Source organism: Thioalkalivibrio sp. ALE30, from assembly GCF_000377465.1.
In the GTDB taxonomy this organism is placed as follows: Bacteria; Pseudomonadota; Gammaproteobacteria; order Ectothiorhodospirales; family Ectothiorhodospiraceae; genus Thioalkalivibrio.
The window spans coordinates 13,824-36,617 of the sequence record NZ_KB898176.1 but is presented as its reverse complement, the minus strand read 5'-3'; the positions used below and the strand labels follow the sequence as shown (position 1 = coordinate 36,617).

The 22,794-nt window shown below is 67.9% G+C and carries 19 protein-coding genes; 11 read left to right on the top strand and 8 right to left on the bottom strand.

The window, feature by feature from the left end; translation table 11 throughout:
* Nucleotides 1-59: 59 nt before the first annotated feature.
* The 5 genes from D107_RS0111865 to ppa form a co-directional block, all read right to left on the bottom strand.
* Nucleotides 60-1,052, bottom strand: a complete 993-nt coding sequence (locus D107_RS0111865) for a septal ring lytic transglycosylase RlpA family protein (protein WP_018881556.1) — start codon at nt 1,050-1,052, stop codon at nt 60-62.
* Complete coding sequence (gene mltB, locus D107_RS0111860; protein ID WP_018881555.1) at nt 1,009-2,040, bottom strand: lytic murein transglycosylase B; 1,032 nt, start codon at nt 2,038-2,040, stop codon at nt 1,009-1,011. Before mltB ends, D107_RS0111865 begins: the two co-directional genes overlap by 44 nt.
* Nucleotides 2,037-3,155: a rod shape-determining protein RodA gene (gene rodA, locus D107_RS0111855; RefSeq protein ID WP_018881554.1), complete on the bottom strand. Its 1,119-nt coding sequence runs from the start codon at nt 3,153-3,155 to the stop codon at nt 2,037-2,039. The genes mltB and rodA overlap by 4 nt, the downstream gene beginning before the upstream one ends.
* Complete coding sequence (gene mrdA / locus D107_RS0111850) at nt 3,152-5,023, bottom strand: penicillin-binding protein 2 (RefSeq protein ID WP_018881553.1); 1,872 nt, start codon at nt 5,021-5,023, stop codon at nt 3,152-3,154. Before mrdA ends, rodA begins: the two co-directional genes overlap by 4 nt.
* A 113-nt stretch (nt 5,024-5,136) precedes the next feature.
* On the bottom strand, nt 5,137-5,673 hold the full coding sequence (ppa, locus tag D107_RS0111845; protein WP_018867199.1) for an inorganic diphosphatase: 537 nt from the start codon (nt 5,671-5,673) through the stop codon (nt 5,137-5,139).
* Nucleotides 5,674-5,944: 271 nt separating this feature from the next.
* Between ppa and D107_RS0111840 the strand changes: the two genes are divergently transcribed.
* From D107_RS0111840 to D107_RS14200, 9 genes are all read left to right on the top strand, one after another.
* Nucleotides 5,945-6,586: an adenylate kinase gene (locus D107_RS0111840; protein WP_018880121.1), complete on the top strand. Its 642-nt coding sequence runs from the start codon at nt 5,945-5,947 to the stop codon at nt 6,584-6,586.
* A gap of 7 nt (nt 6,587-6,593) precedes the next feature.
* Nucleotides 6,594-8,846 carry an LPS-assembly protein LptD gene (locus D107_RS0111835; RefSeq protein WP_018881552.1) on the top strand — a complete coding sequence of 751 codons (2,253 nt, stop codon included), beginning with the start codon at nt 6,594-6,596 and terminating at the stop codon, nt 8,844-8,846.
* Nucleotides 8,830-10,269: a peptidylprolyl isomerase gene (locus tag D107_RS0111830; RefSeq protein ID WP_018881551.1), complete on the top strand. Its 1,440-nt coding sequence runs from the start codon at nt 8,830-8,832 to the stop codon at nt 10,267-10,269. Before D107_RS0111835 ends, D107_RS0111830 begins: the two co-directional genes overlap by 17 nt.
* A complete protein-coding gene (gene pdxA / locus D107_RS0111825) occupies nt 10,235-11,305 on the top strand; it encodes a 4-hydroxythreonine-4-phosphate dehydrogenase PdxA (protein WP_018867195.1) in 1,071 nt (356 codons plus the stop codon). Before D107_RS0111830 ends, pdxA begins: the two co-directional genes overlap by 35 nt.
* A complete protein-coding gene (gene rsmA / locus D107_RS0111820; RefSeq protein WP_018867194.1) occupies nt 11,302-12,105 on the top strand; it encodes a 16S rRNA (adenine(1518)-N(6)/adenine(1519)-N(6))-dimethyltransferase RsmA in 804 nt (267 codons plus the stop codon). Before pdxA ends, rsmA begins: the two co-directional genes overlap by 4 nt.
* A 34-nt stretch (nt 12,106-12,139) precedes the next feature.
* The gene (locus D107_RS0111815) at nt 12,140-13,117 is read left to right on the top strand and encodes an ROK family protein (protein ID WP_018867193.1); all 978 of its coding nucleotides are present in this window, start codon (nt 12,140-12,142) and stop codon (nt 13,115-13,117) included.
* A 37-nt stretch (nt 13,118-13,154) separates the two neighbouring features.
* The gene (gene apaG / locus D107_RS0111810) at nt 13,155-13,553 is read left to right on the top strand and encodes a Co2+/Mg2+ efflux protein ApaG (RefSeq protein ID WP_018867192.1); all 399 of its coding nucleotides are present in this window, start codon (nt 13,155-13,157) and stop codon (nt 13,551-13,553) included.
* A gap of 13 nt (nt 13,554-13,566) precedes the next feature.
* A complete protein-coding gene (locus tag D107_RS0111805; protein WP_018881550.1) occupies nt 13,567-14,400 on the top strand; it encodes a symmetrical bis(5'-nucleosyl)-tetraphosphatase in 834 nt (277 codons plus the stop codon).
* 394 nt (nt 14,401-14,794) lie between these two features.
* Nucleotides 14,795-15,001 (top strand): hypothetical protein, encoded by a 207-nt coding sequence (locus tag D107_RS14200; protein ID WP_018875836.1) that lies wholly within the window; start codon nt 14,795-14,797, stop codon nt 14,999-15,001.
* A gap of 327 nt (nt 15,002-15,328) precedes the next feature.
* Here the strand turns inward: D107_RS14200 and ilvA are convergent, their stop codons facing one another.
* Complete coding sequence (gene ilvA / locus D107_RS0111795) at nt 15,329-16,843, bottom strand: threonine ammonia-lyase, biosynthetic (protein WP_018875837.1); 1,515 nt, start codon at nt 16,841-16,843, stop codon at nt 15,329-15,331.
* A 102-nt stretch (nt 16,844-16,945) separates the two neighbouring features.
* On the opposite strand from ilvA, the gene rpiA reads away from it, so the two are divergent.
* Together rpiA and D107_RS0111785 are read left to right on the top strand one after the other, a co-directional pair.
* The gene (rpiA, locus tag D107_RS0111790) at nt 16,946-17,608 is read left to right on the top strand and encodes a ribose-5-phosphate isomerase RpiA (RefSeq protein WP_026279276.1); all 663 of its coding nucleotides are present in this window, start codon (nt 16,946-16,948) and stop codon (nt 17,606-17,608) included.
* 18 nt (nt 17,609-17,626) lie between these two features.
* Nucleotides 17,627-17,836 carry a DUF2905 domain-containing protein gene (locus tag D107_RS0111785; protein WP_018867188.1) on the top strand — a complete coding sequence of 70 codons (210 nt, stop codon included), beginning with the start codon at nt 17,627-17,629 and terminating at the stop codon, nt 17,834-17,836.
* A gap of 105 nt (nt 17,837-17,941) precedes the next feature.
* On the opposite strand, the gene D107_RS0111780 is transcribed toward D107_RS0111785, so the two are convergent.
* Entirely contained in the window at nt 17,942-18,775 is an 834-nt protein-coding gene (locus tag D107_RS0111780) for a rhodanese-like domain-containing protein (RefSeq protein WP_026279275.1), read from the bottom strand.
* A gap of 169 nt (nt 18,776-18,944) precedes the next feature.
* Complete coding sequence (locus D107_RS0111775) at nt 18,945-22,787, bottom strand: DUF3683 domain-containing protein (RefSeq protein ID WP_018881549.1); 3,843 nt, start codon at nt 22,785-22,787, stop codon at nt 18,945-18,947.
* Nucleotides 22,788-22,794: the final 7 nt, after the last annotated feature.

Below are 22,794 nucleotides of genomic sequence, written 5' to 3'. Positions count from 1 at the left end.
CCGAAATACGATAGCAGAATTGGGGCCCCGTACGGGCCGGAAATACCGGGAACGAGGGCTTACGGCGCGTCGGTCACTACGCGATAGTCCACGTGCGCCGCACCCTGCAGGCGATCGGTAATGGTGCGGACCGCATCGCTATCGGCCAGTGGGCCGATACGCACGCGGTGCAGTTGCGCACCGTTGTCCCGTTCGACGCTGGAGATCCGCACCGGCTCCAAGCCGAGCGCGCGCAGATCCTCGCGCACCTGCTCGGCCGAATGGCGCTCGGCGAACGCCCCGACCTGGACGAAACGCCCGGGACTCGCCGCCTCGCCATTGGTGCTGGCCGCGGCCGGCGCCGTTTCCTGCGGTTCGGGCGCGATGTCCGGCTGAGCTGCGGCGGCCACCTCGAGCGGCTCGGGCTCCGGTGCCTCCGCCACCCGGGCCGGCGTCGTGTCGCCCGGCCCCACCGCCCGGATGCGGACACGCGCGACCCCGGCATCGGTCATGTCGATGCGATGGGCGGCGGCGTAGGAGAGATCGATGATGCGTCCGTCCACGAACGGGCCGCGATCATTCACCCGTACGATCACCTGTTTGCCGTTTTCCAGATTGGTGACCTCGACGAAGCTCGGCAGCGGCAGGGACTTGTGCGCCGCGGTTATCGCGTACATGTCGTAGGGCTCGCCGCTGGAAGTGCGCCGTCCGTGGAACTTGGTTCCATACCAGGACGCGTAACCCTCTTCCTCGAAGCCGTCGCTCGTGCGCAGTGTGCGATAGCGCTGACCGAACACCTCGTACTCGGACGGATTGCCATAGCGGCTGGGCGGCTCGTCACGCGGCTCCGGTTCCGGGATCAGCGCCAGATCCTGCGGCACATCCGCGGGATCGGGGTAGCTGTCATACGCGGCATCGCCCAGCGGGCGGTCCGGGTCGGCCTTGTGGTCGGGGGTGGACGAACAGCCCGCCAGGACCAGCGCCAGCAAGACCGCCAGCGCGGCCCCGCCGGCGCCCGCGCGGCGCGGTTTACTCGGCCAGCGCCTCGGCCAGCTGGTGGACGGCCATCGCATACAGCGGGCTCCGGTTGTAGCGGGTAATCACGTAGAAGTTCGGATACCCGAGATAGTACTCGTAGCCATCCTCGCCCTCGAGGCGGATGAACGAGTACTGGCCGTCCTCGTCCACGGCCTCGTCGGGGTAGATCCCGTGTGCGGCCAGTTCTTCGAGGTCAAAGCGCGCCTGATAGTTGCGGCTGATCAGCGCCTCGTGGGCATCGCCCTCGACCCGGGCCCTGGCCACCACCGGCTCGCCGTGGTTCCAGTGGTGCGCGCGGAAATAGTTGGCCACCGACCCGATCGCATCCGGCCAGGAGTTCAGCAGGTCACGCTGGCCGGAGCCATCGAAATCCACCGCGTAGTGGCGATAGCTGGACGAGATGAACTGGCCACGCCCCATGGCCCCGGCGTAGGAGCCACGGGTCTCGCGCGGGTCGAGGCCCTCTTCATCCACCAGCGTCAGGAACTCGCCCAGCTCGCGGCGGAAGAAGTCGGACCGGGGCGGATAGTCGAAGCCCAGGGTCACCAGGGCATCGAACACGCGGAAACCACCGGTGTTGCGGCCGTAGTAGGTCTCGACCCCGATGATGGCGGCAATGATCTTCGGCTCGACGTCAAAGCGGTCCGCGGCGCGCTGGAGCCAGCGCTCATGCTCCTGCATGAACTCGCGCCCACGCTCGATGCGCTCATCGGTGATGAAGATCGGGCGGTAATCCTTCCACGGCCTGGCCTCGGCGGGGCTGGAGATCAGGTCAAGGATGCGCTGTTGCGGATCGGCTGCCGCGAACATCGCCTCCAGGGTCTCGCGGTCACGGCCAGCCTCCACCTGCTCGTCGATGAAGGCCTGGACCTCGTCGCGCTCGAGATACGGCGGGTCACCGGCGCGGAATTCACTTTCCGCCGCGGCCGGAAGGGAGGCGAACGCCAGGATCAGGGCCAGCCCGACCGGCATCAGGAGGGGACGGGCAAGGCGGGCCCACACGGGGCGCAGGGTCAGGGTCATCGATTCACCAGGCGTTTCTGGGAGGCTATGCTCATGAGAATACCGAAGGCGACCATCAGGGTCACCAGCGACGTTCCCCCGTAACTGACCAGGGGCAGCGGCACACCGACTACCGGCAACAGGCCGGTCACCATGCCGATATTGACCACCATATAGACCGCGAAGGTCAGGCTGATACTCCCGCCCAGCAGCCGGGCATAGCGGTCCTGCGCCAGCGCGGCGATCCACAGCCCGCGGGCGACAATCGCAAAATACAGCAGCAGCAAGAGTGCGACACCAATAAAGCCGAATTCCTCGGCGTAGACCGCAAAAATGAAGTCGGTGGAGCGCTCCGGCAGGAACTCCAGCTGCGACTGGGTCCCGTTCAGCCAGCCCTTGCCGTACAACCCCCCGGACCCGATCGCGATCTTCGACTGGATGATGTGATAGCCGGCCCCCAGCGGATCGGATTCCGGGTTGAACAGCGTGAGTACCCGCTGGCGCTGGTAGTCCAGCATCTGCGACCACAGGATGGGCACGGCGGCGGCCATCACGACGCCCAGGCCGACGAACCAGCGCCAGCCCAGCCCCGCGAGAAATACCACCAGTGCGCCGGCGGCCGCGACCAGCATCGAGGTCCCCAGGTCCGGCTGCTGCATGATCAGATACACCGGCACCAGGATCAGCACGCCGGTCACGAGGAGATCGCGAAAACGCGGCCGCCCACTGCGCAGCGAGAGGTACCAGGCCACCATCATCGGCACGGCGAGCTTCATGATCTCCGAGGGCTGGAAACGCATGAAACCGAGATCCAGCCAGCGCTGGGCCCCCTTGCCGACGTCCCCGACCCACATCACCGCCAACAACAGCAGGATGCCCGCCGCGAACAGCCACGGGGAGATCGCGCGCAGACCGTGCAGTGATACCTGCGCGACCAGCAGCATCGCGGCCACGCCCAGGCCGATGCGCATCAGTTGCCTCTCCACGGCCACCACGCTCTGCCCGGAGGCGCTGAACAGAACGGCCAGCCCGAGCAGCAGCAGGATCGACAGCAGGACCAGCAGCACACTGTCCAGGCGCAGGCTGCGCAGCACCCACTGGCTGACGGACATCTCACGGCCGGTTACGCTGATCATTCGTCCTCCGGCAGAGTCATGCCCGACCCTTCCAGCAGATAGGCGTCCATCACTTCGCGCGCCACCGGTGCGGCCACCCGGCCACCGGACCCTCCGTGTTCGACCAGGACCGCCACCGCGATCTGCGGATCCTCTGCCGGGGCATAGCCCACGAACAGGGCGTGGTCCCACAGACGCCGGGCCAGCTCCTCTTCGTCGTACTCTTCATCCTCGCCGAGGCTGAACACCTGCGAAGTGCCGGTCTTGCCGGCAATGGTGTAGGCCGGGCGGGTACTGCCCACGCTGCCCCAGGCGGTCCCGTGGCGGGCATGCACCGCCTCCACCAGCGAGCCGTGGATCGCATCCCAGTGCTGGTCGTCCACGACCACCGGCTCGCGCGTCACCGGTAGCGGATACTCCGGCTCCCCGGTCCCGTTGTCCATGGCGCGCAGCAGGTGCGGCTGATAGCGCACACCGCGCGTGGCCAGCGCCGCCGTAAAGTCGGCCATCTGCAGAGGCGTGGACAGCATGTACCCCTGGCCGATCGCGGTGATCAGGGTCTCCCCCGGGAACCACACCTCGTTGTGGGTGGCCCGCTTCCAGTCGCGGCTGGGCAGGATCCCCGCTCGCTCGCCGGTGGAATCGATCCCGGTGCGCTGACCGATCCCGAAGGCGCCAAGAATGGGCACCATGCGATCGATGCCCATGGTGTGGGCCAGATCGTAGAAGTAGACATCCGAGGACACCGCGATCGCGCGCGACATGTCCACCCGGCCATGGCCCTCGCGGCGCCAGTCACGATAGCGCCGTTCATGCCCCGGGAGCTGGTAGTACCCGCGTGCGAACATCTCGCGCTCGGCGGTCGTAACATCTTCGTCGAGGGCTGCCAGCGCGACCAGTGGCTTGACCGTCGAGCCCGGCGGGTACTGCCCGCTCAGGGCACGATTGAACAGCGGCCGGCGCTTGTCATCGCGCACCGCGGCGAAATCGGCCTGCGAGATTCCGTGGACAAAGGCCTCGGGATCAAAACCGGGGGCGCTGACCAGCGCCAGCACCTCGCCGTTATTCGGATCGATGGCCACGATCGCGCCATCCCGCCCGGCCAGCGCCCGGTAGGCCGCCTGCTGCAGGTTCACATCCAGGGTCAGGGTCAGGTCCGTGCCCGGCTGCGGCGGGGTCACCGACAGCTCGCGGATCACCCGCCCCTGGGCGTTCACCTCCACCTGGCGATAGCCTGGCCGGCCGTGCAGCAACTCCTCGTAGTAGCGTTCGACCCCGCTCTTGCCGATATGCGAGGTCCCGGCATAGGCCCGCCCGTCCACCCGGCGCAGATCCTGCTGGTTGATGCGCCCGACATAACCGACCGCGTGCGAGAATTTGGAACCCAGGGGATAGAAACGCAGCGGACGGGCCTCGATCTCGACCCCCGGCAACTCGTGGCGCGAGACCGCGATACGGGCCACAGTCTCGTCATCCAGCCCGGCCTTCAACAGCACCGGCTGGAACGGGCGCCGCTGCCGAACTCCGCGGTGGAAGCGCTCGATATCGGCCTCGCTCAGTTCCAGATAGCCGCGCAGGCGGCTCAGCAGGGAATCCAGATTACCGGCCTGCTCGACCGTGATCTCCAACTGGTAGGACGCCCGGTTGCCCGCCAGCAGGATGCCATTGCGGTCGCGAATCACGCCCCGGGTGGGAGCGATCGGCTCGACCCGTAACCGGTTGTTCTCGGAGAGAGTGGTGAAATGCGAGTGCGCGCCGACTTGCAGCCCCGAGAGCCGCCAGCCCAGCGCCAGCAGGATGGCGGCCAGGATGACCAGTGCCAGCAGGATGCGCACGACAAAGCGCTCGCGGTCCTGCTGTTCCTCGCCGTAGGCATCGCGCTCGGCCATCTCAGCGGGTCACGGCGTCACGACCAGGTCCGTGGCCCGCGCACGCAAACGCCGCACCGACCCTGCGGGACGGCGCGGCGCTGACCGACCGCTGCATGCAGCGGGGCGCGGCGTCAGATCTTGCTCTTCTGGTAACGCTTGTAGCTGGCAACAATCTCCGCCTTGGCTTCGTCGGCGCCAACCCAGCCTTCCACCTTGACCCACTTGCCCTTCTCCAGCTCCTTGTAGCGTTCGAAGAAGTGCTTGATCGAGTCCAGGAGCTCCTTCGGCACGTCGTCCGGGCTCTGGAACCGCGCGGACTGCGTGCACAGCTTGTCCACCGGCACCGCCAGGATCTTCGCGTCTACCCCGGCCTCGTCGGTCATCTTCAGCATGCCGATCGGGCGCGAGCGCACAACCGAGCCCGGCAGCAGCGGCACCGGGGTGATCACCAGCACGTCCACCGGGTCGTTGTCTTCCGACTCCGTGTTCGGGATGAATCCGTAGTTGCACGGATAGAACATCGCGACCGCCATAAAGCGATCAACCACCAGAGCCCCGCTGTCCTTGTCCATCTCGTACTTCACGGGCTGACCCTGGGTGGGGATCTCGATGACCACGTTGATGTCGTTGGGGAGATCCTTGCCGGCTTCGATCTGGTTGAGGTCCATGCTTGAGTAGTTTCCGATTGCTTTGAAGAGCGGGGGATTATACAGGGGAGACACCCCGCAAGGGCACCCATCAACAGTCGCATCAGGGAGACTCGAACGGCCGCGCGCGGTTGCGGCGCATCGGCCTCAGGCGGTATAAGACCGCGCTCGGGAAACGGTTTGCGGCCCGCCCTCGCCCCGGGCCGGCTGCCCGTTTCACCACCGCAATCACCGTGCCGTCCCGTTCCCGGCTAGTCCTGCGGTCCGGTACGGCACCCGGCAGGAGTCAGCTATGCGTATCGTCCTGATGGGCGCACCGGGGTCCGGCAAGGGCACCCAGGCCAAGAAGATGGTCGCCACCTTCGGCATCCCCCAGATCTCCACCGGCGACCTGCTGCGCGCCGCGGTCGCGGCCCGGACCGAACTCGGCAAGCAGGTCGAGAACGCGATGGAATCCGGCAATCTGGTCCCGGATGATCTGGTCCTGGGCCTGATCCGCGATCGCCTGCAGGAACCCGATGCGCAGAAGGGCTTCATCCTCGACGGCTTCCCGCGCAATGTCGCCCAGGCCGAGGCGCTGGACAGCATGCTGGCCGACATCGAGTCGCCGCTGGACCGCGCCATCCAGATCGACGTCCCGTTCGAGGAACTCAAGCAGCGCCTGACCGGCCGCGTCTCCTGCGGGGACTGCGGCGCGGTATTCAACACCCATACCTTCCCGCCACAGAAGGAAGGCGTGTGCGACCTGTGCGGCGGCGATCTGATCCACCGCGCGGACGACAACGAGGAAACCGTGGTCAATCGCCTCAAGGTCTACGAGGAGCAGACCCGGCCGCTGATCGAGTACTACGATCGCCACGGTCTGCTCAAGCACATCAACGGCACCCGCGACATCGAGCTGATCTTCGACGAGATCCGCCAGCTGCTGTCCTGACGTCGGGATGAGCCGCCGGCCCGCCAACCCCGCGCCGCGCCATCGCCCGATCGCGCGGCCGGTCGCGTGCGGGATCGGCCTGGTGACCGCGGCACTGCTCCCGCTCGCGCTGCCCGCGGAAGAACGCCCACAGGGGTGCGAGTTCGCGCCGGGGGTCGAGTGGCCCGAGCTGCGCACCCTCGAGGGCGGCCTCACCGAGATCGACGCCGACCAGGTGCGCCGGGACGGCGAACGCATCTCGGCCTCGGGCAACGTCCAGCTGTTCGAAGGCGGACAGCGCCTGGACACCGAGTTCCTCGAATACGACCGCGCCACCGGCACCGCCCGCACCGAAGGTGACACCCGCCTGTTCGACGGCGACCTGCTGTTGCACACCGAGGGCGGGGAATACCGCCTGGACGCGGAGACCGGCGAGTTCCGCAGGATCGACTTCCTGGTGCAGTCCATCCCGGCCCGGGGCAGTGCCGCCCTGGGCGTCCAGCACGCCCCGCACCGCCACGACTTCGAGGAGGCCGAATACACCACCTGCCCGGTCGGCAACGACTCCTGGTGGCTGCGCACCCGGGATCTGGAGCTCGATCGCGAGACCGGCGTGGGCGTGGCCCGCAATGCGACCATCCGTTTCAAGGGTGTACCCATCGCCTACACCCCGTATATCAACTTCCCGCTGGACGACCGCCGCAAGAGCGGCTTCCTGCTGCCCAGCGCGGGCACCGGCGGCCGCACCGGCTTCGATCTCGCGACACCCTGGTACTGGAACATCGCGCCCAACTACGACGCGACCTTCACGCCTCGCATCATGGCCGATCGCGGCGTCATGCTCGGCACCGAGTTCCGCTACCTCCAGCCCCGGCACAATGGCGTACTCGACGTGCGCTACCTGCCGGACGACCGCGAGACTGGCGAAGACCGCCACTTCGCCCAGTGGCGCCACCAGACCCGCATCACCTCCAATCTGAACCTGCGCGTCGACGCCGCGGATGTCTCCGACCGGGAATACTTCTTCGACTTCGGCAACTCGGACCGCTACGAGGGCGCCACACCCTATCTGCGCCGATCCGCCGACCTGACCTGGAACCAGCCGGCCTATCGCCTGCGCACCCGCATCGAGGACTACCAGATCGTCGACCCCGAGCTGAGCGCCGCCGGTGAGCCCTACCAGCGGCTGCCGCAGATCACGCTGGAGGCCGGGGAATACCTGGGCCACGGCCTCTCCTGGGATCTGGATACCGAACTGGTGCGCTTCGAGCGCAGCGAGGACCAGTCCGGGCGCCCCGTGGGTACCCGCCTCGACCTGAATCCCGAGGTGCGCTGGCGCCATGACACCGGCGGCTTCTTCTTCGAACCCGCCGCCGGTGTCCGCCACACCCGCTACGAACTGGACCGCCGCGACCAGACCAGCGGTCCGGAATCGATCAGCCGGACGGTACCACGCGCCTCGATCGACACCGGGCTGATCTTCGAACGTTCCATCGCCAACGGCCGCCGCCTGCAGACCCTGGAACCGCGCATCTTCTACGGCTACGTGCCCTACCGCGACCAGGACGACATCCCGATCTTCGACACCGGAGAGGCCGACTTCAGCTTCGACAACCTGTTCAGCCTGGACCGCTTTGTCGGCGCCGACCGCGTGGGTGATACCCATCAGGTCACCACCGCCCTGACCAGCCGCATCCTCGACCAGCAGACCGGGCGCGAGCGCCTGAGCCTGTCCGCCGGTCAGATCCACTACCTCGAGGACCGCGAGGTCCGCCGCGGCACCGGACAGGACCCGCTGACGGACTCGCGTTCGGACCTGGCCCTGGAAGGTCGCGTGCGCATCGGCGATGCCTGGAGCGGCCGCGGCTCCATCCTCTACAACGAGGACGCGCGCGAAACCACCCTGGCCGCGGTCTCGGTCGGCTACCATCCCTCCGAGCGCGCGCGGATCAACGTCGGCTACCGCCAGCGCGAGGCCGGCGCCCGCTCCATCGACCAGACCGACGTCTCCGTGATGTGGCCGGTCACCGATCGCATCGACGCGATCGGCCGCTGGAACTACAGCCTGCAGGAAGAACGCGACCTCGAACTTCTGGCCGGGCTTCAGTATCGTAGTTGCTGCTATGGTATCCGCGTGGTGGCGCGCCGCGCGTACAGCTTCGACGAGACCTACGACAACTCGATCTACTTCCAACTCACGCTGGACGGCCTGGCAAGGTTCGATTCCGGCGTGGATTCGCTATTGCGCGAGGGTATTGCCGGATATGACGCACGTCCCTGAACAACGCCGTGGCGGGGTCCGCACCCTGCTGCCCCTGCTGGCCGTCCTGGTCTACGGCCTCGGCCTGCCGGCCATGGCCCAGACGCCCGGGTCGGCACCCGGCGGGCTCTCGCAGGGCGCGGTCGAGGCACCGGTCACGCCCGGGGCCGCCCGTGACGGCGGCACCCCGGCGGCGCCCATCACGCCCGAGGGCGACCGCTTCACCGACCGCATCCTGGCGGTGGTGGGCGACGACGTGATCACCCAGCGCGAGCTGGTGGAGCGCATGAACCTGGTCGCCCAGCAGATGATCGAGCGCGGCAACCGTCCGCCCGACCAGGACACCCTGGCGCGCCAGGTCATGGAGCGCCTGATCGTCGAGCGCGTGCAGCTGCAGGAGGCCGAGCGCGTCGGCATCAACATCGACGAGATGACCCTGAACCGCGCGATGGAGAACATCGCCCGCGAGAACCGCATGACCCTGCCGCAGCTGCGCCGGGCTCTGATGCAGGACGGCGTGGACTTCAACGCCTTCCGCGAGCAGATCCGCCACGAGCTGACCGTCAACCAGCTGCAGCGCCGCCAGGTCGACCAGCGCGTCCGCGTCTCCGACCAGGAGATCGCCGACCTCATCGCCTCCGAAAGCGGCGCCATCGACCGCGGCGTGCGCTATCGCATCGCCCAGATCATGGTCGCCCTGCCCCAGGGCGCCGACGCCCGGCAGATCGCCGAGGCGCGCCAAAAGGCCGAGTCGCTGCGCGACCGCGTGCGCGAGGGCGAGGACTTCGCCACCGTCGCCATCAGCGAATCCGAAGGGCCGCAGGCCCTGGACGGCGGCGATCTGGGCTGGCGCTCCGCCGGCGAGATCCCCACCGTGTTCGCCCGCGAGGCCGTGCTGATGCGGACCGGCGAGGTCAGCGATGTCCTGCGTTCCCCCAGCGGTTTCCACATCATGAAGCTGCTGGACCGCGAGGGCGGTGACCAGACCCGCGTGCAGCAGACCCGGGTACGCCACATCCTGATCAGCCCGGACCAGGTGCGCAGCGAAGAGGACGCGCGCCGCCAGGCGCAGTCCCTGTACAACCGCATCCGCGAGGGCGCCAGCTTCGAGGACCTCGCCCGCGCCAACTCCGACGACCCCGGCTCGGCCGCCCAGGGCGGCACCCTCGGGTGGGTCAGCCCGGGCGAACTGGTTCCCGCCTTCGAGGAGGCCATGCAGGCACTGGAACCGGGCGTGGTCAGCGAGCCGGTGGAGAGCCAGTTCGGCTGGCACATCATCGAGGTCCTGGAACGCCGCGAGGTGGACACCTCGCGCGAACAGATCCGGGCCCGCGCCCGCGAGATCCTGCAGAACCGCAAGCGCGACGAAGAACTCGAGCTGTGGCTGCGCCGCCTGCGGGACGAGGCCTATGTCGAATACCGGGTCGACGGCTTCGGCTCCTGATCCGCGCGGGGCCCACCCGGTCCCGCGTCTGGCCCTGACCGCCGGCGATCCCGCCGGGATCGGGCCCGATCTCCTGATCGCCATGGCGCGGCAGCGCGGCCAGGCGCAGCGCGTCGCCATCGCTGATCCTGACGTGCTGGAGGCGCGCGCCCGCCAGCTGGGCGAGTCCCTGCGCCTGGTGCCCTTCGACCCGCAACGCCCGCGCGAGCCCACCCCGGCCCACACCCTGGAGATCCTGCCGGTACCGGTCGCCGCCCCGGTGGTCGCCGGCACCCTGAACCCCGCCAACGCCGAACACGTACTGGCCCTGCTGGCCAGAGCCGCCGACGGCTGCCTGGACGGCACCTTCGAGGCCATGGTCACCGGCCCGGTCCACAAGGGCGTGATCAACCGCGCCGGTATCGCCTTCAGTGGTCACACCGAGTGGCTGGCCGAACGCGCCGGGGCACCGACGCCGGTGATGATGCTGGCCACCGAGACGCTGCGAGTCGCGCTGGTGACCACCCATCTGCCCCTGCGCGCGGTCCCCGACGCCATCACGGCCGAACGCCTGGAGGCCGTGACCCGCGTGCTGCACCACGACCTGCGCCGTGACTTCGGCATCGACGAACCCGTGATCGCGGTCTGCGGCCTGAACCCGCACGCCGGCGAGGACGGCGTCCTCGGACGCGAGGAGATCGAGATCATCACCCCTACCCTGGATCGCCTGCGAGAGGCCGGCATGCATCTGCGCGGCCCACTCCCGGCCGACACCGCGTTCACCCCGCGCGCGCTCGAAGGCGTCGACGCGGTGCTGGCCATGTATCACGATCAGGGCCTGCCGGTCCTCAAGCACGCCGGCTTTGGCGGGGCCATCAACGTGACCCTGGGCCTGCCCTTCATCCGCACCTCGGTGGATCACGGCACCGCACTGGACCTGGCCGGCACCGGGCGCGCGGAGGTCGGCAGCTTCCAGGCCGCCGAACGTCTGGCGGAAACCCTCGCGGCCCGTGCCGCGGCCCGTGCCGCCGCCAGCAGGAGCATCTCGGGGACATGACCCGCCTCAAGACCTCGTCGCCGATCCGCAAGCGCTTCGGCCAGAACTTCCTGCACGATGCCGGCATCCTCGCGCGCATTGTCGCGGCGATCGACCCGCAGCCGGGAGACGCCGTACTCGAGATCGGGCCCGGCCGCGGCGCCTTGACCGCGGCGCTGCTGGAGCGCCTGGACCATCTGGTCGCCGTGGAGATCGACCGCGACCTGGCCGCCGGGCTGCGCGCCGGTTTCCCTCCGGAGCGCCTGGACCTGCACGTGGGCGACGCCCTGGACATGCGGCTGGCCGATCTCGGCCCCCTGCCCGAACGCGGCTGGCGCGTGGTCGGCAACCTGCCCTACAACATCTCCACCCCGCTGATGTTCCATCTCCTCGAACAGGTCGGCGCAATCCGCGACATGCACTTCCTGCTGCAGCGCGAGGTGGTGGAACGCATGACCGCCGCGCCCGGCAGCAAGCGCTACGGCCGCCTGACCGTCATGCTGGCCGCCCGGGCCTCGGCCACGGCCCTGTTCACGGTGCCGCCCGGGGCCTTTCACCCGCCGCCCAAGGTCTACTCCAGCGTGGTGCGCATCACGCCCCTGGCCGAGCCGCGGGTCGCACCGGCGCTGTACCCGACCTTCGCGCGGGTGGTGAACCAGGCCTTTTCCAGCCGCCGCAAGACGCTGCGCCGCGGGCTGTCCGGTCTGGCCACGATCGCGGACCTGGAGGCCGCCGGGCTGGACCCCGGGGAACGGCCGGAGAACGTCGACATCAGCGGGTTCGAGGCCCTGGCCCGGCAGATCCACGCAGGCGCGCACTGAGCCACCGGTCACCACGATCCGCTACCATGAACCCATGGACCTGATCGTTGCCGATGTCGGCGGAACCAACACCCGTGTCGCGCGCGCCCGCCGCGAGGCGGATGGCTGGTCCCTGCACGAGGCGCAACGCTACCCGAGCCGCGAGCATCCGGACCTCGCCAGCATCCTTGAGCACTGGCGCCACGAATACGCCACAGTGGATACGTTCGCCGCCGCCGGACTCGCGGTGGCCGGCCCGGTCCATCAGGGCCGGGCACGCGTGACCAACCTGGACTGGCCCGCCCTGGAGGCCGCCAGCCTCGGCGAACGCCTGGGTATGCCGGTCACGCTCCTCAACGACTTCGCCGCCATCGGCGCGAGCCTCGACGCGCTGCAACCCGGCGACTGCGAGACCCTCCAGCACGCGACACCCGATCCGGCGGGCCTGCGCCTGGTCGCGGGGGCCGGCACCGGGCTGGGCACCTGTCTGGTGGGTCCGCCCGGCCGGCCCGCCATCTATCCCGGCGAGGGCGGACACGCGCGCTTCTCGCCCGCCGGGCCCGAAGAGGCCGCGCTGGGCGATTTCGTAAGCCGCGAACTGGGCTACTGCACGCGCGAACACCTGCTGAGCGGGCGCGGGATCGCCCGCATCGGCCAGTTCGAGCTCGACCGGCAAGCGGATCCCGAGCTGGCGGAGGCCCTTGCCGCGCGGGACCCGGCAGCCGCTATCGGCGAACTGGCCCGGGCGGGCCACCCGGCCGCCGAGAACGTGATCGACCGCTTCGTCGGGCTGTATGCCGGACAGCTGGCCGACATGGCCCTGACCGCGCTCCCCACCGGCGGCATTTACCTGGCCGGCGGGATCGCGCCCCGCTGGGTCGACGCCTTCCGTGGCCCGCGCTTTCGCTGTGCCTTCCGGAATCGCCCACCGATGACCCACTTGCTTGAGCAATTGCCCGTGGCCCTTATCATGCACCCCGAACCGGGCCTGCTGGGCGCCGCCGTCTGCGCCAGCCGGTCCGCGACCCCCTGATGCCGGGTCTCCCGCTCAAACCTGGAGCCACAACCGCATGAACCCGCCCCAAGAGCACGACGCCGAAGCCCATACCATCGAGATCGAGGTGTCCACCGCCTACGTGGAGGACCAGTCCGAGCCGGATGACGACCGCTACGTGTTCGCCTATCACGTGGTCATTCGCAACGCCGGCGCGCTGACCGTGCAACTGCTCAACCGCCACTGGATCATCCGCGACGGCCGCGACCAGACGCAGGAGGTCCGTGGCGAGGGGGTGGTCGGCGAACAGCCGAGCATCGCGCCCGGCGACAGCTTCGAATACACCAGCGGCACGGTCATCGAGACCCCGGTCGGCACCATGGAGGGCTCCTACGGCATGCGCGACGAACGCGGCAACACCTTCGACGCGCCGATCCCGCCGTTCACCCTCTCCGTCCCGCGCACCCTGCACTAGGCCGGGCGGAACGATGGCGCTGTACGCCGTTGGGGATCTCCAAGGCTGTCTGGACCCGCTGGATCGACTCCTGGAACAGGTGCGGTTCGATCCGGCGGAGGACCACCTGTGGCTGGTCGGCGACCTGGTCAACCGCGGCCCGGACTCGCTGGGCTGCCTGCGCCGGGTCATGGACCTGGGCGATGCTGCCACGACGGTCCTCGGCAACCACGACCTCCACCTGCTCGCCACCGCACAGGGCGTCCGCACGCCCGGTGGCAAGGACACCCTGCGCCCGGTGCTGGATGCCCCGGATGCCGCGGACCTGCTCGACTGGCTGGCCCAGCGCCCGTTGCTGCACCGCGACACCGCCAGCGGCTGGACCCTGGTGCATGCCGGACTCCCGCCCGCCTGGGACCCGGAGACGGCCGCGCGCGAGACCCGGCGCGTGGAGGCCGAGCTGCGCGACCCGGCACGACGCCACGCACTGTTCGAGGTCATGTACGGCGACGAACCCAGCCACTGGAGCCCGGATCTCGAAGGATACGAGCGCCTGCGCTACACCATCAATGCCTGTACCCGCATGCGCTATCTCACCGCGGACGGCGGCCTGGAGTTCGCCGGCAATGGGCCGCCCGAGGAAGCGCCCTCCGATCTCCGGCCCTGGTTCCGGATGCCGGGGCGAGCCGCCGCCGGGCACCCGATCGTGTTCGGGCACTGGGCCGCGCTCGGACATCGGGTGGGGGCGGACTGGCTGGCGCTGGACAGTGGCTGCGTCTGGGGCAACTGCATGACGCTTGCCCGCCTCGATCACACCGACGGCGACCCGGCCCGCGTCACCACCTGGCAGACGCCCTGCCCCGCCTGACCCGCCCGCTACCGCACACCGCATTCCCAGCACTCGCCGCAGTCATCCAGCCGCCTGCCTTGCAGTGGCTGGTCCTGGCTCGGCCCCGGGCGTTTACGGTGCCTTCGGTCCGCCGCCTGCCCGGCGCTGACTCGCCAGCGCGCCGCGAGGTACTTCTTTGCTCGTGCAAAGAAGTACCCAAGAAACACGCCCGACTGCCGCGACCCCGGCCCGCTGCGCGGGCCGGGGTTTCCCTCGCTCCGAGGATTTTCGCGGGCGGCGCTGAACTCGCTGCGCCTTCGGCTCCGCTCAGACATCCAGCGCCTCTGATCCCGCGAAAACCCTCTCCACTCGGCGCGACGACAACGGGGGGTCAAGGTCAAGACAACGGCGGTTCCGACGAGATTGCTAATGGATGAAGGCTGGGTCTTCGCACATCTCGGGCACGCTCGGCCTGCGGCCGTTGCGTGCCGCGCCCGCGCAGCGGGCGCCAGGGGCTTTCGAGCGGCATTGCCTATGGTTAGGCGCAAACATGGTGATGCGTTCGGTTTTGACCTTCGCCTCCCGTATGGAGCCCCTCGCGGAGGGCGTGATGGGCCGGAAGAAGGCGCTGGATGTCTGAGCGGAGCGCAGCGCAGCGAGTTCAGCGCCGCCGGCCCAGCACGTCCGGAGCGAGGTTCCCGGGCGAAATCCGGGTGCCCTTCTTTGGGTCCTTTCTTGGGCAAGCAAGAAAGGACCTCGCGGCGCGCTGGCGAGTCAGCGCACGGCAGTACGTGGACCGAAGCCACCGTAAACACCAGAGGACGAACCAGGCCTAGCCAAAAATCGGCAGGTTGCGGACCGACGGCACCGTAAACACCGGAGGACGAACCAGGACCAGCCACCACGAGGCAGACAGCCAGACGAAGGACCTGCCTGCGCTGACGAACAAGCGCCTGGTGAGATGCGGTCAGCGGAGGAAGAGGGAGTAGGCCGGGTTACTGGTCTCCTCGTGCCACGGATACCCGACCTCCTTCAGGAACTCGCGGAACCGGGCCCGATCCTCGGACGGGATCTGCATACCGACCAGCACACGCCCGTAGGCCGCCCCATGATTGCGGTAATGGAACAGGCTGATATTCCAGGTCTGCCCCATATGCGTCAGGAAATTGAGCAACGCCCCGGGTCGCTCCGGAAACTCGAAGCGATAGATCCGCTCGTTGCGGACCTCGCCCCCATGGCCGCCGACCATATGCCGCAGGTGCAGCTTGGCGACCTCGTTCTCGGTCATATCGAGCACCTCGTACCCCGCCCCCTCCAGGGCCTCCAGGATCTCCCGGCGCTCGCGATCACCGCCCTCCAGCTTGATCCCGGCGAACACCTGCGCGTGCTCGTCGTCAGCATAGCGGTAGTTGAACTCGGTGATCCCGCGCTTGCCGATAGCCTGGCAAAACTGGCGGAAACTCCCCGGGCGCTCCGGGATGGTGACCGCGAACAGGGCCTCGCGATGCTCGCCGATCTCGGCGCGTTCGGCCACATGGCGCAGCCGGTCGAAATTGATGTTGGCGCCGCTTAAGACCGCGGCGAAGTTTCCGCCCTGCACGCCCTCGCGCTGGAGGTACTGTTTCATACCGGCCACCGCCAGGGCACCGGCCGGCTCGGCGACCACGCGGGTATCGTCGAAGACATCCTTGATCGCCGCACAGATGGAGTCGGTATCCACCAGCAGGACCTCGTCGACCAGATCGCGGCACAGGCGGAAGGTCTCCTTGCCGACCTGGCGCACCGCCGCGCCGTCGGCAAAGATACCGACCTGCTTGAGGTTGACCCGGCGGTTCTGCTGCAGCGCCTTGTACATCGAGGGCGCGTCGTCCGGCTCCACGCCAATGACCTTGATCTCCGGGCGCAGGCGCTTGATATAGGCCGCCATGCCAGCGGCGAGCCCACCGCCTCCGATACAGACGAACACAGCATCGAGTTCGCCCGGATGCTGACGCAGCAGCTCCATGGCCACCGTGCCCTGCCCGGCAATCACGTCGGGGTCGTCGAACGGATGGATGAAAGTGTAGCCGTGCTTGGCTTCCAGCTCGCGGGCGTGGGCGGCGGCCTCGTCGAAGGAATCCCCGTGGAGTACGGCCTTGCCGCCGAAACGACGCACCGCGGCGATCTTGATCGAGGGCGTGGTCACCGGCATCACGATCACGGCCTTGATGCCGAGGTGGTTCGCCCCCAGCGCGACCCCCTGGGCATGATTGCCCGCGGAGGCCGCCACCACGCCCTTGGCGCGCTGTTCCGGGGTCAACTGGGCGATCTTGTTGTAGGCGCCGCGCAGCTTGAACGAGAACACCGGCTGCAGGTCCTCGCGCTTGAGCCAGAGCGTCGAGCCCAGGCGCTGCGACAGGGTCGGCATCGAGTCCAGGGGTGTCTCGCGGGCCACGTCGTAGACGCGCGCCGTCAGGATCTTCTCGAGATAGGGGATTTGCATGGCGAAACCATAGCATGCGAGCGGTTCACGGTTCCGCTTGTCCCGGGGCCGGAGCAGTCGGTATCCTCAATGGGTTATGGATCGTACATGCGAGAGATGTTGATGAATCAGGACGAAATGAAGAAGGCCGTGGCCGAGGCGGCGCTGGAACGGATCGAGAGCGGCTGGATCGTGGGTGTGGGTACCGGGTCTACCGCGAACTACTTCATCGACGCCCTGGCGGGCATCAAGGGCAAGATCGACGGGGCCGTCGCCTCCAGCGAGGCCAGCGCCGAGCGCCTGCGCGGACATGGCATCGAGGTGCTGGACCTGAACTCCGCCGGCCCGCTGCCGATCTACGTGGACGGCGCCGACGAGGCCACCCGGCACCTGCACCTGACCAAGGGCGGGGGCGGGGCCCTGACCCGCGAGAAGATCGTCGCGGCCGCATCGAAGACCTTCGTCTGCGTGGTCGACGAGACCAAGGTCGTGGACTACCTGGGCGCCTACCCGCTGCCGGTCGAGGTGATCCCGATGGCCCGCAGCCATGTCGCCCGCGCCCTGTCGAAGCTGGGCGGCAACCCGGAGCTGCGCGAGGGCTTCAAGACCGACAACGGCAACGTGATCCTCGACGTGCACAACCTGCGCATCATGAACCCGGTGGAGCTGGAGTCCGAGCTGGACCACATCGCCGGTGTCGTGACCAACGGCCTGTTCGCTCGGCGGCCGGCGGACGTGATGCTGGTGGGTTCGTCCACGGGCGTCGAGGAGATGACCGCCAAGTAATCGGTCGGGGCGACCGCCATGACCGACACGGGCAAGTGGCTGATCGTCATCGGCGGGCTGATCGTGGTGATCGGCCTGCTCTGGCCCTGGCTGGGCAAAATCCCCTGGGGCCGCTTGCCCGGGGATATCGTGATCGAGGGGGAAAACAGCCGGTTCTATTTCCCGATCACCACCATGATCATCGTCAGCGTGGTGATCTCGATCCTGCTGGCGCTTTTCCGGCGCTGACCCGCCGCCAGCGCACGCGCTGTCAAACAAAAGGGCCGGGATCGCATGATCCCGGCCCTTTTTCAGTGCGAAAAACGCGGATGCAGGAAACGCTCCGGGCCTCGCCTAGCGCGCCATCACCTCGTCGTAGAAGCGCTGCAGGCCGCCCTCGAGGAAGCGGTAGTCCTCGACCCCCCGCTCCTCCAGGTGATACTGCAGCCAGCGCACCTGCTGCCCGTTCTGGTCGAAGATCAGCAGCGGGGCACCGTCCCGGCGGGCCTGGTCGACGATCCGATTGAGCGTGTCGATATTCTCCAGCGGCGCGGAGATCTCGCGCCCGGCGAACAGCGAAATCTCGTCGCGTTCCTCGTTGCCACGCACATCCACCACCACGGCATCGTCGTTCTCGCGGACGCGACGGGCAAAGGTGTCGGCCTCCAGCAGACGCGCCTCGAAGGCGTCGTCGGCAATCAACTGCGTCTCGGGGTCCTCGATGGGCTCACCGCGCAGGAGTGCCAGTCCGGGATAGCGTTCCGCCCAGTCCTTGACGCCGGCATCATACGCCTGGGTCGGGCCCAGCCCCGCGGAGTTGGCACGCGCCGCGGCGCGATACGACAGATAGCTCTCACGACCGTTGCAGTAGAACACCAGCGGGCCACCGTGCTGCTCCTCCAGTGCACGGACCTGGTCCTCGAAATCCGGGGCCCCGAGCGGGACGTGATGCGCCCCCTCGATGTGCAGGATGTCGTATTCCAGGCGCGGGCGGACGTCGATCACCGTGGAACGCGACAGCTGACCGCGCAGATCGAACAGGTCCACGGCATCCACACCAAAGCGCTCGTACAGGCTGCGTCCGGGGAACTCGACAAAGGCCTGGGCACTGGCCACGACAGGGGCACCGGCCAGCCCGACACAGAGGGCCATGACGGCAAGGCGGGGACTCAAAGAGCGAAAGGTCATGCGAACTCCCTTGCATGGACGGGTGAACATGCCGCACGCACTGCCGCGGCCCTGTTGGGGCGTATTCGACGCCCGTTGGGCGACGCGGCGAGACGGGGCTTTATTCCCCGGCCCGGCCGCTCGCCTCGCCCGATTGTAGCCAACCCGCACCCTTTGTGTGCAACGGAAACTACAGCAGCACCTTCTCAATCCCGCCCTCTCGCGCGCGGTCGATGAAGTTCTTCTGCCAGCCGTCGCCCATCAGGCGGTTGGCCATCTCGACCACGATGTAGTCGGTATCCAGCCCGGTGTCCTCGCGATAGCGCGACAGCCCCTGCTGGCAGGCCGGGCAGGAGGTCAGCATCTTCACGTTGCCGTTCTCTGCCTTCTCCTCGCCGGTCAGCTCCTTGATGCCCTTGTGCAGCTCTTCCTGCTTGCGGAAGCGCACCTGGGTGGCAATATCCGGGCGACTCACCGCGAACGTGCCGGCCTCGCCGCAGCAACGATCCGACTTCAGGACGTCCTGTCCCATCAGTTTGGAGGCGACGTCGGTCGGCTTGTGCGACTTCATCGGCGAGTGGCAGGGGTCGTGGTACATGTACTGCACGCCCTTGAGCCCCTCGAGCTTCACGCCCTTCTCCATCAGGTATTCGTGGATGTCGAGCAGGCGGCAGCCCGGGAAGATCCGCTCGAACTCGTACTTCAGCAGCTGATCCATGCAGGTCCCGCAGGACACCACGACGGTCTTGATGTCGAGGTAGTTGAGCGTGGTCGCCAGCCGGTGGAACAGCACGCGATTCTCGGTACTGATCTGCTGGCCCTTCTCGAAGTCGCCGCCGGCGTTCTGCGGATACCCGCAGCACAGGTAGCCCGGGGGCAGCACGGTCTGCGCGCCGACGTCGTAGAGCATGGCCAGCGTCGCCAGCCCCACCTGGCTGAACAGGCGCTCGGAGCCGCAGCCGGGGAAGTAGAACACCGCATCCGAATCCAGATCGGTCTTCACCGGGTCGCGCAGGATCGGCACATAGCGCGAATCCTCCAGCCCCAGCATCTGCCGCGTGGTCTGGCTCGGCAGGCCGGCGGGCATCGGCTTCTTCACGAAGTGCACCACCTGCTCGTGCACCGGCGCCTTGCCGGTGGTCGAGCGCGGGGTCTTGCCCTCGCCGGTCAGGTTCAGCTTCTTGAACGCGAAGTGCCCCAGACGCTGGGCGGCATAGCCCATCTGGATCGCGCCCTTGCGGATGCCCTTGATGGTGGCCGGATCCTTCGCGTTGAGGAAGGCCATGGACATCATCGTGGCCGGCGTCGCCTTGCGCTTGCCCTTCTTGTTGAGGATCGAACGCATGTGCATGGTCACGTCGCCAAAGTCGATGTCGACCGGGCACGGATTCAGGCACTTGTGGCAGATCGTGCAGTGATCCGCGACGTCGTTCATCTCCTCGAAGTGATTGAGCGACAGCCCGCGGCGGGTCTGCTCCTCGTAGAGGAAGGCCTCGACGATCAGTCCGGTGGCCAAGATCTTGTTGCGCGGCGAGTAGAGCAGATTGGCGCGCGGGACATGCGTATTGCACTCCGGCTTGCACTTGCCGCAACGCAGGCAGTCCTTGATCTCGTCGTTGAGATCGCCCAGTTCGCTCTGCTCCAGGATCAGCGCCTCCTGCTTCACCAGACGCAGCGAAGGGGTGTAGGCATTGGACAGCCCGGAGCCCTCGAGCAGCTTGCCGGCGTTGAACACGCCGTTCGGGTCGACCTGCTTCTTGTACTTCGCGAACGACTCGATGCGTTCGGGTTCCAGGTACTGCATCTTGGTCAGGCCGATCCCGTGCTCGCCGGAGATCACCCCGTTCAGCTCGCGCGCGAGGCGCATCACGTCGTCCACCAGACGCTCGGCCTGGTGCATCATCTGGTAGTCGTTGGAGTTGACCGGGATGTTGGTGTGCACGTTGCCGTCGCCCGCATGCATATGCAGGGCGATGAACAGCCGGCTGGTCAGCACGCGGTCGTGGATCCCGGCCAGGCGCTTGCGCACCGGCTCCAGCTGGTGGCCACCGAAGATCTCGAACAGCGGGCGCTCGACCTCGGCCCGGTAGGAGATCCGCAGGCTGCGCCGCAGCAGCAGGTTCATCAGCTTGTCGTGGTCGCGACGGTCAGCGCGGGCCGACTCGTCGAGCAGCTCGTCGCACTCCGACGCGAGCGTGAAGAAGTTCTCCGAGATCGCCTCCCAGCGCTTCTTCACCTCCTGCAGGACCTCCACGGCGCGCTCGCGCTTGGACTCGAACCACTGCTGGCCCTCGCCGCCGGTGTCCTCCAGCAGCTCGCGCAGCTCGGGATGGTCGCCGCGCATGCACTCCAGCACCTCGTCGACCATGGTCAGCTTGTTCTTCAGCGACTCGCGCACGTTCAGGGATTCGATCCCCTCGGTGTACTCCGCCAGACGCTCCAGCGGGATCACCACGTCCTCGTTGATCTTGAAGGCGTTGGTGTGGTGGGCGATCGCCGCGGTTCGGGCGCGATCCGCCCAGAAGCGCTTGCGCGCCTCGGGGCTGACCGCAATGAAGCCCTCGCCGTTTCGGGCATTGGCCGCGCGCACCATCTGGGCGGCCAGCCGACCCAGTGCATCCTCGTCGTCGGAGACGATATCGGCGACCAGCACCATCTTCGGCAGATCGCCGCGCGCGCCTTTCGGCGTGTACTTGACCGCGCGTACATAGCGCTCGTCCAGGTGCTCGAGGCCGGCCAGCAGGACGTCGTCCTCGGCATCCACCGCGTCCTTGATCTCGACAATCGCCGGGACGGCCTGGTGCAGGTCGGTCCCGTAGAACTCGAGACACACGGTGCGGATGTTGTCGGGCATGCGGTGCAGGATGAACTCGGCCGAGGTGATCAGGCCGTCACAGCCTTCCTTCTGGATGCCCGGCACGCCCATCAGGGCCTTGTCGGTCACGTCCTTGCCCAGGCCCAGCTTGCGGAAGCGCTGCCCCGGCATCTCGAGGATCTCGGGCTCGCCCTTCGGGGTCTTGCCATCCGGCTGATAGCGCGTCACGCGGAAGCGCACCGTCTCGGCGTCGTGGATCTTGCCCAGGTTGTGATCGAGGCGCTCGATGTACATCCACTCCGCCTCGGGCGTGACCATCGTCCAGGCCGCCAGGTTGTCCAGCGCGGTACCCCACAGCACGGCCTTCTTGCCACCGGCGTTCATCGCCACGTTGCCGCCGATGGTCGAGGCATCCTGCGAGGTCGGATCGACCGCGAACACCAGGCCATTGCGATCGGCCAGTTCGGAGACGCGCTTGGTGACCACGCCGGCCTCCACGCGCACCACCGGCACGTCGTGCTCCACGCCCGGCAACGGTCGCCGCTTGACCTCGCCGAGGCCCTCCAGCTTCTCCGTGTTGATCACCGCGGAACGCTTGGACAGCGGGACCGCGCTGCCGGTGTAGCCAGTGCCGCCACCGCGCGGGATCACCGTCAGGCCCAGCTCGATGCAGGCCGCGACCAGCGGCCCCATCTCTTCCTCTGAATCAGGGGTCAGCACCACGAACGGCAGTTCCACGCGCCAGTCGGTCGCGTCGGTCACGTGGGACACCCGCGCCAGCCCGCCGAACTGGATATTGTCCTTGTGCGTGAGGCCCTTCATGCGCTTGCGCACCTGGTCGCGCAGCGCCGCGGTGTCGGTGAATTCCTTGGCAAAGGCGGACACCGCCGCCTGTGCACGCTGGGCGAGCTTCAATGCCTTTTCGTTGCCATCGGCCCGGGCCGTGATCTGGTCCAGGCGATGCTGCATGGCGTCGATCAGCGCCTTGCGGCGCTTCTTGTCCTCCAGCAGGTCGTCCTGGATATACGGGTTGCGGGTGACCACCCACATGTCCCCCAGGACCTCGAACAGCATGCGCGCGGACACGCCCGTCCGACGCTCCCCACGCAGCTCGTTGAGGAGATCCCAGGTATCGGACCCCAGGAAACGGATGACGATTTCGCGGTCGGAGAAGGAGGTGTAGTTATAGGGTATTTCTCGAACGCGTTCGGCGGTCATTGAGGCG